Raw genomic sequence first — 14,844 nt, forward strand, 5'->3', positions numbered from 1 at the left:
TGCGCTCATCTGTATCGTGTCAGTTGCCCAAGCCCGGCCGAGACGTCAGCGCCGTCGTCCGCCGCCTCCCAATACCAGTGCAGCGACCGGAGATGCTCGTGAGATCAAACACCGTCCATCCCGTCCTCGCCGACGTCACCGCCCGGATCACCGAGCGCAGCGCCCGGACCAGGGCCGCCTACCTGTCCCGCGTCGCCGCGGCCGCGACCGAGGGCCCCGCGCGGAGCGGGCTCGGCTGCGGCAACCTCGCCCACGGCTTCGCCGCGTGCTCGCCATCCGACAAGCTCGCCATCCGCGGGCTGCGCAAGCCGGGCATCGCGATCGTCTCCGCCTACAACGACCTGCTCTCCGCCCACCAGCCGCTGGACGAGTTTCCCGCCTGGATCAAGGACGCCGCCCGCGAGGCGGGCGGCGTCGCCCAGTTCGCGGGAGGCGTTCCCGCGATGTGCGACGGCATCACGCAGGGCCGCCCCGGCATGGAGCTGTCCCTGTTCAGCCGCGACGTGATCGCCATGGCCACCGGCGTCGCGCTCTCTCACGAGATGTTCGACGGCGCCCTGCTGCTCGGCGTGTGCGACAAGATCGTGCCCGGACTGCTGATCGGCGCGCTCTCCTTCGGGCACCTGCCCGCGATCCTCGTGCCGGCCGGGCCCATGACCTCGGGCCTGCCCAACAAGGAGAAGGTGCGCGTGCGCCAGCTCTACGCCGAGGGCAGGGCGACACGCGAGGACCTGCTCGACGCCGAGGCCGCCTCCTACCACTCACCCGGCACCTGCACCTTCTACGGCACCGCCAACTCCAACCAGCTCGTGGTCGAGGTGATGGGCCTGCACCTGCCTGGGGCGAGCTTCGTCCACCCCGGCACGCCGCTGCGCCGGGCGCTGACGGAGGAGGCCGCTCGGCGCGTGGTCGCCATCTCGCGGGGCGAGGACTACACACCGGTCGCCGAGGTGATCGACGAACGGTCCGTTGTGAACGGGCTCGTCGCGCTGCTGGCCACCGGTGGCTCGACCAACCACACGCTGCACCTGGTCGCGATCGCCGCCGCGGCGGGCCTCCAGCTGACGTGGGACGACTTCGCCGATCTCTCCGCCGTCGTGCCGCTGCTGGCGAACGTGTATCCGAACGGCAGCGCCGACATCAACCACTTTCACGCCGCGGGTGGCGTGCAGTTCCTCGTCGGCACGCTGCTCGAGGCCGGGCTGCTGCACGAGGACGTCCGCACGGCAGCCGGAACGGGCCTGCACCACTACCGGCGGGAGCCCGTCCTGGACGGCGGCGCCCTGAAGTGGCGCGAGGTTCCCGCCCACAGCCTCGACGAGGCCGTGCTCCGGCCCGCCGACCGGCCGTTCGCCATGGACGGCGGGCTGCGCATGGTGTCGGGCAACCTGGGGCGGGCGGTCATCAAGGTGTCGGCCGTTGCGCCGGAGCACCGCGTAGTGCGTGCGCCCGCACGCGTGTTCAGCACGCAGGCCGAGTTCGACCGCGCCTTCCGCGCCGGGGAACTCGACCGGGACGTCGTCGTGGTCATCCGCAACCAGGGCCCCCGAGCCAACGGGATGCCGGAGCTGCACGGCCTCACGCCGGCGCTTGGCGTGCTCATGGACCGGGGCCACCGGATCGCGCTCGTCACCGACGGCCGGATGTCCGGCGCGTCGGGCAAGATCCCGGCGGTGATCCACGTGTCGCCGGAGGCCGCGGCGGGCGGCCCGCTGGCCAAGGTCGCCGACGGTGACCTCGTTAGGCTGGACGCCGAAGCCGGGGAGCTGGACGTGCTGGTGGACCCGGCCGAGCTGGCCGGGCGGACGCCTTCGGACGGCCCGCCCGACGAGGCGGCCTGGACCGGCACCGGCAGGGAACTGTTCGCGGCTCTCCGGCGCTCGGTCGGCCCCGCGGAGGCGGGCGCGAGCGTGTTCGGCCCGGTGACGCCGGGGCACTTCGGTGCTGTGACAGAGGTCGGTGTGGGAGGTACGAGGTGACGACCGGACGTGAACTGCTCGACCTGTCGCCGGTGCTGCCGGTGGTGGTGCTCGACCGCGCCGAGGACGCCGTCCCGGTGGCGGAGGCGCTGCTGGCGGGCGGCATCCGGGCGATCGAGCTGACGCTGCGCACCCCGGTCGCACTCGACGCGATCACGCGGGTGGCGTCGGGCGTGCCGGACATCGTGGTGGGCGCGGGCACGGTCACGCGGCCCGAGCACGCGCGGCAGGCGGCCGACGCGGGGGCCGCGTTCCTCGTGACGCCGGGCGCGACCGACTCCGTGCTGGACGGCGCGTTCGCGACCGGGCTGCCGTTGCTGCCTGGCGCGGCCACGGTGTCGGAGGCGATGCGCCTGGCCGAGCGGGGCCTGGACACCCTCAAGTTCTTCCCCGCCGAGGCCAGCGGCGGCGCGCCGGCGCTGAGCGCGATCGCCGGCCCCCTGCCGGACCTGCGGTTCTGCCCCACGGGAGGCATCACGGTCGCGAGCGCGCCGCGCTATCTCTCACTGCCGAACGTAGGCTGTGTGGGTGGCACATGGTTGACCCCCAAGGATGCGCTGGCCGCTCGGGACTACGCGCGGATCGAGGCACTGGCGAAGGAGGCGTCCGCGCTCGAGCGGTGAGGTTTCGTCAGGAGACACACTCGCGGTGAGCTGGGATTGGTTCGGCGACCAGGACTACTGGGCCTCGCGCCTGGTGTTCCAGCGGATGCTCGCGGCGATCTACCTGCTGGCGTTTCTGGTGGCGCTCAACCAGTTCCGGGCGTTGCTCGGAGAACGCGGGCTGCTGCCCGTTCCGCGTTTTCTGAGCAGGACGCCGTTTCGCGAGTCGCCGAGCCTGTTCCACGCCCACTACTCGGACCGGTTCTTCGTCGCGGTCGCCGGCACGGGCGCACTCGTGTCGGCGGTGCTCGTGTCCGGGCTCGCCGACGGCCTGCCGGTCTGGGCGCACATGCTGCTGTGGGCGGTGCCGTGGGTGCTGTACCTGTCGATCGTCAACGTCGGCCAGGTGTGGTACTCGTTCGGCTGGGAGTCACTGCTGCTCGAAACGGGCTTCCTGGCGATCTTCCTCGGCCCTGCCCACGTGGAGCCGCCGGTGCTGGTGCTGTGGCTGCTGCTGTGGCTGCTGTTCCGGGTGGAGTTCGGCGCCGGGATGATCAAGCTGCGCGGCGACCGGTGCTGGCGCGACCTGACGTGCCTGTACTACCACCACGAGACGCAGCCGATGCCAGGGCCGCTCAGCTGGTACTTCCACCACCTGCCGAGACCACTGCACAAAGTGGAGGTCGCGGCGAACCACGTGGCGCAGCTGGTGGTGCCCTTTCTGCTGTTCGCGCCGCAGCCCGTGGCGACGGTCGCCGCCGGAGTCGTCATCGTCACGCAGGGCTGGCTGGTGCTGAGCGGGAACTTCGCGTGGCTCAACGTCATCACCATCACGCTCGCGGTGTCCGCTGTGGACGGTGGCCTGTTCCCGCTGACACCGCCCCAGCCCGGTGAGACGCCGCTCTGGTACCGGGCCGTGGTGCTCGGGCTGACCGCGGCCACGGTCGTGCTCAGCTACTGGCCGATCCGGAACCTCCTGGGGCGCGGGCAGATCATGAACTACAGCTTCAACCGCCTGCACCTGGTGAACACCTACGGCGCGTTCGGCACGATCACCCGCGACCGGCACGAGGTGATCATCGAGGGCACCGATGAGCCGGCCGTGACGCCGGAGACGAGGTGGCGCGAGTACGAGCTCAAGGGCAAACCGGGCGATCCACGGCGCCGCCCGCCGCAGATCGCGCCCTACCACCTCCGGCTGGACTGGCAGCTGTGGTTCGTGTCGTTGTCGTCGCGCTACGGCACCCGGTGGCTGCCCGAGCTGGCAACGAAGCTCCTGATCGCGGACCGGCGCACCCTGAAGCTGTTCCGTCGCAACCCCTTCCCCGGATCGGCGCCCAAGTTCGTCCGGGCTCGCCTGTTCCACTACCGATACACCACCCGCCAGGAACGCCGGGAGACGGGCGCGTGGTGGGTCCGCGAGCCGGTGGGCACGGTGATCCGCACGTGCCGGCTCGCCGAGGACGGCACGGCCGTGCCGGTGGGGTATCCCGACTAGTGCAGGGCGGCGAGGTCGATGCGCACGGGAAACGGTTCGGTGGCGGTGAACGTCCCCGTCACGGCGCCGTCGTCCTGGTAGCCGAAGTCGCCCGCCAGGTGACAGGCCACGAGCGAGACGGGCTCGGTGATGTCGACGATCCAGTAGTGCGGAATACCGGCATCGGCGTACTCACCGCGCTTGTCGACGGTGTCGATGCGCTTCGATCCCGGAGACACGATCTCCACGACGAGCAGCAGGTCGGACGCGCGCAGCATGCCCCCTTCCCGGTCCACTCGTGCGACGGCATCGCCGTCGGCCACGACGAGACCAGGTCTCCGCGAGTAGCCTGGCTGGTCCGGTGACGTGAGCTCCAGATCGACATCGATGTCCTGCACCCCACGACGACCCCCGGGCAACTGTGGTTTCAGTTGCTCCAGGAGGCTGAACGAGGCAATGTTGTGGCCCGGTCTCGGGCTTGGCGACATCAACAGACGGCCCCCGATGAGCTCGGTGTACCCGGGCTCCGTCTCCCCCAGTTCGAGATACTCGGCGATGGTCAGCAGGTGATCCACGCCGGGCAGTCGCGATGCGGGGTGCTCTGGCAGGGCTGTCACAGCGGCTCCTCACGCCCTGGCCGAGTGTCTCACGGAAGCTATTCCAGGGTGACGTCGTCGAGCATCGTGGACTCGGCGCCCGCGTCTCGGAGTTCCTCGCGGACCACAGCGTAGGACAGACCCTGGGGGTAGCCCTTACGGGCGAGCATGCCGAGCAGCCGCCGGGTCGCGGTCTGCTCGTCCACCTCGCTCATGGTGCGCAGCTTCTTGCGCACGAGCTGCCTCGCTCGGTCCTCCTCGGCGTCGCGGTCGATCTCGCCAGCCGCCTCCGCCGCGACCTCGCTGTCGACGCCCTTGCGCCTCAGCTCGGCCACGAGCGCACGCTTCGCCAACCCCTGATAGGCATGACGGGACCGCACCCACATCTCCGCGAACGCGGCGTCGTCCACGAGCCCCACATGGTCGAGCTTGCCCAGCAGCGTCTCGCTGAGCTCGTCGTCGAACCCCTTACGGCGCAGCGTCTTGCGCAGCTCGTCCTTCGTGCGCGGCCGGGCGGCCAGGAGATCCAAGCAGAGCTCCTTGGCCTTCTTCCTCGCCTCCTCGGGGGTCAGCTCGGACACCGGGCGTGCTCGCGACCGCCGTGCCCCGCCGGAGCTCGGCTCACTCATCGGCCGGGCCCCCAGAGCGCGCATCAGAAGCGGCCACGCCGCTTGGGGTGGCCGGCAACCGGCACCGCAGCGGGTTCTCAGCCGCCTCCTCGAGAGGACAGCGACGACGTGGTGGATTGGCATTCATGAGGAGGCGATCCCGGAGCCGAGGACACTGTGGCGCGAAGCGCATCGATGGGGGACGGTGGCCGGGCCGGCGGGTGGGCGGCTGAGGTTCCGCCACCCGCACCGCCACGCAAACCCCCACTTGAAACACTCTCCCTAGAAGTCGACCGGCGCCGGAGCGGTTTCGTCGGCGTCGAGCTGGGCGCCGATACCGAGCTTCTCCTTGATGCGCTTCTCGACCTCGTTGGCGATGTCGGGGTTGTCGCGCAGGAACTTCCGGGCGTTCTCCTTGCCCTGGCCGAGCTGGTCGCCCTCGTACGTGTACCAGGCCCCGGACTTGCGCAGGATGCCCTGGTCGACACCCATGTCGATGAGCGAGCCCTCGCGAGAGACGCCGTGTCCGTAGAGGATGTCGAACTCGGCCTGCTTGAAGGGCGGCGCCACCTTGTTCTTGACGACCTTCACGCGGGTGCGGTTGCCGACGGCTTCGCCGCCGTCCTTGAGCGTCTCGATGCGGCGGACGTCGAGGCGGACCGAGGCGTAGAACTTCAGCGCCTTACCACCGGTGGTGGTCTCGGGAGAGCCGAACATCACGCCGACCTTCTCGCGCAGCTGGTTGATGAAGATCGCGGTGGTGCCGGAGTTGTGCAGCGCGCCGGTGATCTTGCGCAGCGCCTGGCTCATCAGGCGTGCCTGCAGGCCGACGTGGGAGTCACCCATCTCGCCCTCGATCTCGGCGCGCGGCACGAGCGCGGCGACCGAGTCGATCACCAGGATGTCGAGCGCACCGGAGCGGATCAGCATGTCGGCGATCTCCAGCGCCTGCTCACCGGTGTCCGGCTGAGAGACCAGCAGCGCGTCGGTGTCGACGCCCAGCACCTTGGCGTACTCCGGGTCGAGCGCGTGCTCGGCGTCGATGAACGCGGCGATGCCGCCCGCCTTCTGCGCGTTGGCCACGGCGTGCAGCGCGACGGTGGTCTTACCCGAGGACTCGGGGCCGTAGACCTCGACGATGCGGCCACGCGGCAGGCCGCCGATGCCCAGCGCGATGTCGAGCGCGATGGCGCCGGTGGGAATGACCTCGATCGGAGGGCGGGTGTCCTCACCGAGCCGCATCACCGACCCCTTGCCGAACTGCTTGTCGATCTGGGCAAGGGCTAGATCGAGCGCCTTGCCCTTGTCCGGTGCTGCTGGCATGGAATCCACCTCATTGGCTGTCGCGGTTGTGATCTGTTGGGCTCGACGTTACGGGCGGGGTCCGACAGTTCCCGGGCTCGGCGGAAATCTGTGGACAGACGACCCCGGCGTGAACAACACGATAGACGAACACCTGTTCGAGGTCGAAGGTGACACACCCCTCCAGTAGGATTTCTCGGCTCGCCGAGCGGTCAGCGGCGTTCGACGGGAACCTCGAACTCGGCGCAGACCTGCTGCCAGATCTCCTTCGCGGGCACCCCGGCCTCGAGCGCCTCGTCAACCGTGCGCCCGCCGAGACCGCTGAGCACGTGGTCCTTGGCCAGCGTCTCCGAGCGCGCCGCGCCGAACTCTTCCGCCATCAGCCGTCGAAAAACCGTGATTCGCATCGGGACAAGGCTAACCACGGGACCGGCGTGCTCCCGCGCCGAGGCCGTACCGTGGGGACATGCAGCTCGCACAGACCTTCTCCGGGTTCGAGTCAACGGCCCTGGCGCTCGCCTCGATCGCGGCCGTGAGCGCGACGCTGGTCGTCCTGCTGATCAACTACCGCCGCAATCGGCGGAAATGACGGCTACTCGCCCGGCTGCACGTTCTGCTCGAAGTAGTCGGCCAGCGCGCCCGGCTTGGCCGACTCGCCCTCTCCCGTGGCGTTGACCTGGTAGATGAAGCCGGACAGCGGGCGGTCATCGACCGTGAAGACGAGCACTGACGAGTTGCGCCCCGCGGAGGCCGAGTAACTGCCCTCGAGCGCGTTGCCGCCCCAGTCGGCCTCCACCCGGTCGCCGCCGCCCGTGCGGTTCAGCAGCCCGTCGGTGTACTGCTTCAGCACGTCGCGCGACGAGCCGTGCAGGTAGGTGACCTGGGCGCCCGCGAGCCCCGGCGCGGAGCAGGTCACGGTGACCCCCAGCTCCTCCTCGTTCGCCGCCGCGGCAGGGCCGGTCCCGGTGCCCGGCCCGCACTGGCTGGTGTCGGCCAGGTCACCAGCGAGCTGCCGCAGGCAGCCCGTGAAGCCCTGCTGGTCGGTCTGTCCCGGTTCGCGGCACTCCTCCGCCGTGTAGGTCGTGGCCGACGACGAGGGCCACAGGAAGAACGCCGTGCTCGCCGCGATCAGCACCACGGCCGCGATCGCGGCCCCGATGAGCAGCTTCTTGCGGTTCTTCTCGCCCTTGCCGTCCGGCGCCGCCGGGTACGAGGGGAAGTTCGCCCCCGGTGCGTGCTGGGTGGCCAGCGCAGGCTGCGGGCCGCTGTTCGGGTACGCGGGCTGCTGCTGGTAGGCAGCGGGTGGGGCGTATCCGGGCACGGCGGCGACCTGCGGCGGGGGGTGCGGGCCGGTGGCGCCGGGCGCCTGCTGCGGCGGTGCGACGCCCGCCGAGGCGACCTGGCCCTCGACGTTCTGGGTGCGCATGCTGATGCCGTCTGAGGCCACGTGGTGAGCGCCGAGCGCCACGGCGGTCTCGGGCTGGTCGAGGCTGGAGGGCACCACGCCGAGCTTCTCCGCGAGGAGCGTGCCGACCAGCGGCAGCCTGCTCGATCCACCGACCAGGTAGATGCCGGCGAGCCGGTCGGGGCTCAGTCCCGCCGCCCGGACCGTCCTGGCGAGCAGTTCGACACTGCGCAGCATGGCGGGCCGGACGAGCGCCTCCAGCTCGGCCCTGGTGACGAGCACGTCGGTGAACGGCTCCGGCATCGGCACCTCGGTCTGCGGCAGCCGCGACAGTGCCTCCTTGGCGGCCTTGACGTCCTCCTGCAGCGTGCGCCGGGTACGCCGGTCGGCCGTGGACTCCGGGCGCAGCAGCCGCTGCCAGTGCTGCGGGTCGCGGTGGGAGACCTCGCGCCCGACGTGCACGAGCAGCGCCTGGTCGACGTCGAGACCGCCCAGATCGGGAAGGCCGTCCTCGGCCAGCACCGTGTAACCGTTCTGCGTCGCGCCGACGACGGCGACGTCGAACGTGCCGGCGCCGAGGTCGTAGACGGCGAGCGTCTGCCCGGCGCCGAGCGCCTTGCCGGGGAACGACGCGAAGTGCGCGGCGGCCGCCACGGGCTCGGGCACCAGCGAGACGGAGCCGGTCATGCCGGCGAGCCGCGCGGCCGAGAGCAGGACGTTGCGGCGGACGGGACCCCACTGCGCGGGATGGGTCAGCCGGATCTCGTCCGGCTGCTCGCCGCCCAGCTGTCGGGAGGTCTCGTCGAGCACACGCCGCAGGACCGCGGCCAGCGCCTCGTTCACCGGGACGACATCGGTGCCGAGCAACAGGGTCTGCTCGTCGACCCTGCGCTTGGGGTTGGGTTCGAACCGGGTGGGGTCGAGCCGCGCGCGCCGCTCGGCGTCCCTGCCCACGACGAGGGTGCCGTCCTCCTCCGCGAAGACCGCGGAGGGCATCGTCGCGGAACCGTCGACCTCGACGACGCGGGGCGGGCGACCGTGTGCGGACAGGACGGCGACGGTGTTGGACGTACCGAGATCCACGGACAGAATCCGCACAGTTCTCCCCTTGTTGATGTCGCGAAGCTCGCGGTGATGCTCCCATGTCCGCGCTCACGGCGTGGACGGACCCGGCGATTTCCCTGCTCAGGACGGGTACGGCCGGAAACTGTCGGTGGCCGGGAGCATCATGGGAACGTGGGCACGGATGTTCTGGACCTCTTCTCCCCCGCGACCAGGGACTGGTTCGCGGGGGCGTTCGCCGAGCCCACGCGCGCGCAGGAGGGGGCCTGGCGCGCCGCGCACGCGGGCGAGCACTCCCTGGTGGTGGCGCCGACGGGCTCGGGCAAGACGCTGGCCGCGTTCCTGTGGGCGCTGGACCGGCTGGCGGTCGAGGGCGCGCCGGACACGCCGAAGAACCGCTGCCGGGTCCTCTACGTCTCGCCGTTGAAGGCGCTCGCGGTGGACGTCCAGCGCAACCTGAGGGCACCGCTGGCGGGGATCTCGCAGGCCTCGCACCGGCTGGGTCTGCCGGTGCCGGACATCACGGTCGGCATGCGCACCGGCGACACCACGGCGGCAGAGCGCCGCTCGTTCTCGCGCACGCCGCCCGACGTGCTGGTGACCACGCCCGAGTCGCTGTTCTTGATCCTGACCTCGTCGGCGCGGGAGTCGTTGCGTGGTGTCGAGACCGTGATCGTGGACGAGGTGCACGCCGTCGCGGGCGGCAAGCGCGGCGCGCACCTGGCGCTCTCACTTGAGCGGCTGGACGACCTGCTGCGGCGGCCCGCCCAGCGCATCGGGCTCTCGGCAACGGTCCGGCCAGTCGACGAGGTCAGCTCGTTCCTCGCCGGCGGCAGGCCGGTGCGCGTGGTGCAGCCCAAGCTCGCCAAGACGATCGAGGTCAGCGTCGAGGTGCCGGTCGAGGACATGGGCGAGCTGGACGCTCCGGCGAGCCCTCCCGCCGAACCGCTGCCCTTGCCCTCGGAGGGCGGGATCGGCACGCAGGAGGAGATCTCGGGTGGCGGCGTGCGCAGGCCGTCGATCTGGCCCGCCGTCGAGGAACGCGTGCTGGAGCTGATCCGGCAGCACCGGTCCACCATCGTGTTCGCGAACTCGCGACGGCTCGCCGAGCGGCTCACGGCGCGGCTCAACGAGCTCGTGGCCGAGCGTACCGAGCTGGAGCCGGGCCAGCGCTACCCGGCGGAGGCGATCGGCGAGTCCGGGCTGACGGTGGGAGCCGAGGCGACGGTCGCGAAGGCCCACCACGGCTCGATGTCCCGCGAGCAGCGCACCCGCGTGGAAGAGGAGCTGAAGTCGGGACGGCTGCCGTGCGTGGTCGCCACGTCCTCGCTGGAACTCGGCATCGACATGGGCGCGGTCGACCTGGTGGTGCAGATCGAGGCGCCGCCCACGGTCGCGTCCGGCCTGCAGCGGGTGGGCAGGGCGGGCCACCACGTCGGCGCGGTGTCGAGCGGCGTGATGTTCCCGAAGTTCCGGGGCGACCTGGTGTCGTGCGCGGTCGTGGCCGAGCGGATGACGAACGGCGCCATCGAGGCGATCCGGTATCCCCGCAACCCACTCGACGTGCTGGCGCAGCAGGTCGTCGCCATGGTGGCGCTCGAACCGAGGACGGTGGAGGAGATCGCCACGACGGTGCGCAAGGCGGCTCCGTTCGCGGCGCTGCCGGACGACGCGCTGCACGCGGTGCTCGACATGCTCGCCGGGCGCTACCCCAGCGAGGAGTTCGGTGAGCTGCGGGCCCGCATCACGTGGGACCGGGTGACCGGCGAGCTGCGCGGCAGGCCGGGGGCGCAGCGGCTCGCCGTCACCTCGGGCGGCACGATTCCCGACCGCGGCCTGTTCACGGTGATGACGCCGGGCGACGGCGAGCGGCCGGGCTCGCGTGTGGGCGAGCTGGACGAGGAGATGGTCTACGAGTCCAGGGTCGGGGACACGATCCTGCTGGGCACCTCGTCATGGCGGATCACCGACATCACGCACGACCGGGTGATCGTGGTGCCCGCGCCCGGCGAGCCCGCGCGGATGCCGTTCTGGAAGGGCGACGCGCCCGGCAGGCCGCTCGAGCTCGGCAGGGCGCTCGGCCGGTTCCTGCGCGAGGTGTCCACAGCAGACGATGAGACCGCCCGGCAGCGGGCCACCGCCGCGGGACTCGACGAACGGGCGAGCACGAACCTCCTGACCTATCTCGGTGAGCAGCGCGAGGCGACCCGGCACGTGCCGAGTGACCGGACGATGCTGCTGGAGCGGTTCCGCGACGAGCTCGGCGACTGGCGCGTCGTGGTGCACTCGCCCTTCGGCGCGCAGGTGAACGCTCCGTGGGCGCTGGCGATCGCGGCGCGGCTGCGGGAGACGCGCGGCGTGGACGCGCAGGTGGCGCACTCCGACGACGGCATCGTGCTGCGGCTGCCGGAGGCGCTCGACGCGGACGGCAGGGAGATCATGCTGACCGCCGAGGACGTGCTCGTCGACCCGGACGAGGTCGAGTCGCTGATCGTCACCGAGGTCGGCGGCTCGGCGTTGTTCGCGGCCCGGTTCCGGGAGTGCGCGGCGCGCTCGCTGCTGCTGCCGCGCCGGGATCCCCGCCGGCGCACACCGTTGTGGCAGCAACGGCAGCGGGCCGCGCAGCTGCTCGGGGTGGCCGCCAAGTACGAGCGGTTCCCGGTGGTGCTGGAGGCCATGCGGGAATGCCTGCAGGACGTCTACGACGTGGGCGGGCTGCGCGAGCTGATGGCCGACGTCCGGGCGCGCAGGGTGAAGGTCGTCGAGGTGGAGACGCCGTCGGCGTCGCCGTTCGCGCGGAGCCTGCTCTTCGGCTACGTCGGCATGTTCCTGTACGAGACGGACGCGCCACTCGCCGAACGGCGGGCCGCGGCGCTGTCTCTCGACTCGGCGCTGCTCGCCGAGCTGCTCGGAACCGAGGCGATCCGGGAACTGCTCGACGCCGACGTGGTGGCTTCGGTGGAGCGCTCGCTGCAACGACTCGACGAGGATCGGCACGCCCGCGGCGTCGAGGACGCGGCGGATTTGCTGCGCTTCCTCGGTGACCTGACCGTTGAGGAGGCCGCCGAACGCGGGGTGCGCCCTGACTGGCTCACCGAGCTGGTCGCCGAGCGGCGGGCGATCCAGGTGCGCATCGGCGGCGAGGAGCGCTATCTCGCGATCGAGGACGCCGGTCGGGTACGGGACGCGCTCGGCGTCGCGCTGCCGATCGGCGTGCCCGAGGTGTTCACGGAGCCGGTGGCCGACCCGCTGGGCGACCTGCTGATCCGCTACGCCCGCAGCCGGGGGCCGTTCGCGGCGGCGCAGGCGGCGCGGCGGTTCGGGCTCGGCCCCGCGGTGGTCACCGGGATCCTCGACCGGCTGACGACGGAGGGCAGGCTCGTCAGGGGTGAGCTGCGGCCGCAGCCGTACGAGCCGGGCGGTGTCGAGTACTGCGACGCCGCGGTGCTGCGCAGGCTCCGGCGCGCGTCGCTGGCGCGGCTGCGGGCGGAGGTCGAGCCGGTCGAACCGGCCGCGCTGGGCCGGTTCCTGCCAGGGTGGCACGGCATCGGCGGGCGCGTGCGCTCGGCGCCGACGGCGGACGACGTGCTGTCCGTGGTCGAGCAGCTGGCGGGTGCGCCGTTGCCGGCGAGCGCGCTGGAGTCGCTGATCCTGCCGAGCAGGCTGCCCGGCTACTACCCGGCACTGCTGGACGAGCTGACCACGGCGGGCGAGGTGACGTGGTGTGGCTGCGGCTCACTGTCCGGAGGGGACGGCTGGGTCGCGCTGGCACCGTCCGATGTGGCCGATCTGCTGCTGCCCGATGTCGAGGAGGCCATGCCGGAGGGCCCGCTGCACTCCGCGATCGTGTCCACTTTGGAGCACGGCGCGCTGTTCTTCCGGCAGCTCGTCGACCGCGTGACGCCGTTGGTCGACAAGGCGCCCGACGACGGGGACGTGGTGGCCGCGCTGTGGGACCTCGTGTGGGCGGGAATGGTCACGGGCGACACGCTCGGCCCGTTGCGGGCGCAGGTCTCCGGGAAGGGGGCGGCGCACAAGCCGCGCCGCTCGCCACCGAGGGGCCGCTACGCGCGGCTGCGGGCGGGCAGGCCCGCGATGCCGTCGCGCACCGGGCCGCCGACGGTCGCGGGGCGTTGGGGGCTGACCCCGGACCGGGAGGCCGACCCGACGCGGCGGACCCACGCGCGGACGGAGTCGTTCCTGGAACGGCACGGGGTGCTCACCCGGGGCGCACTGGACACCGAGCGGGTCACGGGCGGCTTCTCCGGGATCTACAAGGTGCTGCGCGGCATGGAGGACTCGGGTCAGGTCATCCGCGGGTACGTCGTGGAGGGGCTCGGCGCGGCGCAGTTCGCGGCGCGCGGCGCGGTCGACCGGCTGCGCGCTCTGTCCGACGCCGGCGGCCCACGTGCGCCGCAGGGTGCCGTGGTGCTGGCGGCCGCCGATCCGGCACAGCCGTACGGCGCCGCGCTGCCCTGGCCGGTTCCGCTGGGGGCCACGAAGCACCGGCCCGCCCGCAAGGCGGGGGCGCTGACGGTGCTGGTCGACGGTGTGCCCGCGCTCTACGTGGAGCGGGGCGGACGGTCGCTGCTGTCGTTCACGGAGGACGGGCCGGTGTTGCGCACGGCGGCTCACGCGCTGTCGACGGCGGTCAGAGAGGGGTGGCTCGGCCAGCTGCAGGTTCAGCGGGCGGATGGTGAGGAGGCGCTGACCTCCGAGCTCGCGGATGTCCTGCGGGAGGCCGGTTTCCGGGCTACTCCGAAGGGGCTGCGGCTCCGGGCCTGAGCGCCCACCTCCTAAGCTGCACGGCGACGTGTGGAAAGGATCCCGACGATGGCCGTGCGCGACCTGCGCTACTTCGGTGACCCGGTGCTGAAGACCGTGGCGGACCCGGTGACCCGGTTCGACGCCTCGGTGAAGGCACTGGTCGACGACCTCCTCCAGACCGTCGACCTGCCCGGCAGGGCGGGACTCGCCGCGCCGCAGATCGGCGTGAGCCTGCGGGCGTTCAGCTACAATGTGAAGGGCGAGCTCGGGTACGTGCTGAACCCGGAGATCGTGGAGCTCTCCGAGGAAACGCAGGAGGTCACCGAGGGCTGCCTCTCCGTGCCCGAACTGTGGTTCACCACCGTCCGGGCGCGGTACGCGGTCGTCCGCGGCGTCGACGTGCGCAACGAGCCGGTGACCGTGGAGGGCAGCGGGCTCATGGCGCAGTGTCTTCAGCATGAGACCGATCACCTCGACGGCAAGCTCTATCTCGACCGGCTCGACAAAGACCAGCGCCGGCAGGCCCTGCGCGAAGCGCGCCAGCGCGACTGGTTCTGGTCCCGTTGACAAATTGCTCCGCAACGCAACGGAATATTGATCTGACCCTGGGCAACCGGCGTGCCGTTTGAGTGCGCCGTGATCTGCCGGTTATACCGCCGAACGGCCTAACTCACCTGGTCAAGAACCCAGGTTGCTTCGCCTGCCCTGTGGCCATCACCACTCGTTCGTGACTTCGCCGTTGTCAGTTCGTAATCTGGCCGAGCTCTTGCCGTAATCGATTTTTCGAGGACAGAAATGGCCGGCCGACATCGTGCGAAAAGATCGCCCTCCTGGGCAAAACCGACCGCGCTGGGCGTAGCCGCAGCGAGCATGCTCGCGTTCACAGTCTGGTTCACCAGCGGACTGTGGGGCAACGACACCGAGAACAGTGGCGCCGCGCTCGCCGCCTCAGCGGGACCGACCGAACAGCACCGGCTCGTGAAACCATCCCCCACCACGAGCCGGAAGCCGGTCCCGACCAGCACGACAACCACACCCCCGCCCTC

At 71.4% G+C, this 14,844-nt stretch carries 11 protein-coding genes; 6 read left to right on the forward strand and 5 right to left on the reverse strand.

The window, feature by feature from the left end; genetic code table 11:
* Positions 1-92: 92 nt before the first annotated feature.
* The 3 genes from edd to DI005_RS01335 are packed head-to-tail and all read left to right on the forward strand — an operon-like array spanning position 93 to position 4,079.
* Positions 93-1,979, forward strand: a complete 1,887-nt coding sequence (gene edd / locus DI005_RS01325; protein ID WP_113641036.1) for a phosphogluconate dehydratase — start codon at positions 93-95, stop codon at positions 1,977-1,979.
* A complete protein-coding gene (gene eda / locus DI005_RS01330) occupies positions 1,976-2,602 on the forward strand; it encodes a bifunctional 4-hydroxy-2-oxoglutarate aldolase/2-dehydro-3-deoxy-phosphogluconate aldolase (RefSeq protein WP_112272625.1) in 627 nt (208 codons plus the stop codon). The genes edd and eda overlap by 4 nt, the downstream gene beginning before the upstream one ends.
* A 25-nt stretch (positions 2,603-2,627) precedes the next feature.
* Positions 2,628-4,079 (forward strand): lipase maturation factor family protein, encoded by a 1,452-nt coding sequence (locus tag DI005_RS01335; protein WP_112272627.1) that lies wholly within the window; start codon positions 2,628-2,630, stop codon positions 4,077-4,079.
* Here the strand turns inward: DI005_RS01335 and DI005_RS01340 are convergent.
* The 4 genes from DI005_RS01340 to DI005_RS01355 form a co-directional block, all read right to left on the reverse strand.
* Positions 4,076-4,675 (reverse strand): Uma2 family endonuclease, encoded by a 600-nt coding sequence (locus DI005_RS01340; RefSeq protein WP_112272629.1) that lies wholly within the window; start codon positions 4,673-4,675, stop codon positions 4,076-4,078. The genes DI005_RS01335 and DI005_RS01340 overlap by 4 nt on opposite strands.
* A 38-nt stretch (positions 4,676-4,713) precedes the next feature.
* Complete coding sequence (locus DI005_RS01345) at positions 4,714-5,283, reverse strand: regulatory protein RecX (protein ID WP_113641037.1); 570 nt, start codon at positions 5,281-5,283, stop codon at positions 4,714-4,716.
* 261 nt (positions 5,284-5,544) lie between these two features.
* A complete protein-coding gene (gene recA / locus DI005_RS01350) occupies positions 5,545-6,585 on the reverse strand; it encodes a recombinase RecA (RefSeq protein ID WP_112272633.1) in 1,041 nt (346 codons plus the stop codon).
* Between the two features lie 191 nt (positions 6,586-6,776).
* Positions 6,777-6,971: a DUF3046 domain-containing protein gene (locus DI005_RS01355; RefSeq protein ID WP_112272635.1), complete on the reverse strand. Its 195-nt coding sequence runs from the start codon at positions 6,969-6,971 to the stop codon at positions 6,777-6,779.
* 59 nt (positions 6,972-7,030) lie between these two features.
* Here DI005_RS01355 and DI005_RS39405 point away from each other — a divergent pair, with 59 nt between their 5' ends.
* On the forward strand, positions 7,031-7,153 hold the full coding sequence (locus DI005_RS39405; RefSeq protein ID WP_255565646.1) for a hypothetical protein: 123 nt from the start codon (positions 7,031-7,033) through the stop codon (positions 7,151-7,153).
* Between the two features lie 3 nt (positions 7,154-7,156).
* On the opposite strand, the gene DI005_RS01360 is transcribed toward DI005_RS39405, so the two are convergent.
* Entirely contained in the window at positions 7,157-9,067 is a 1,911-nt protein-coding gene (locus DI005_RS01360) for an Hsp70 family protein (RefSeq protein ID WP_112272636.1), read from the reverse strand.
* Between the two features lie 138 nt (positions 9,068-9,205).
* On the opposite strand from DI005_RS01360, the gene DI005_RS01365 reads away from it, so the two are divergent.
* On the forward strand, positions 9,206-13,816 hold the full coding sequence (locus DI005_RS01365; RefSeq protein WP_233519941.1) for an ATP-dependent helicase: 4,611 nt from the start codon (positions 9,206-9,208) through the stop codon (positions 13,814-13,816).
* Between the two features lie 48 nt (positions 13,817-13,864).
* The gene (def, locus tag DI005_RS01370) at positions 13,865-14,365 is read left to right on the forward strand and encodes a peptide deformylase (RefSeq protein WP_112272638.1); all 501 of its coding nucleotides are present in this window, start codon (positions 13,865-13,867) and stop codon (positions 14,363-14,365) included.
* The last annotated feature ends 479 nt before the right edge of the window (positions 14,366-14,844 follow it).

Origin of the sequence: Prauserella sp. PE36 (assembly GCF_003311655.1) — a bacterium.
GTDB lineage: Bacteria > Actinomycetota > Actinomycetes > Mycobacteriales > Pseudonocardiaceae > Prauserella_A > Prauserella_A endophytica.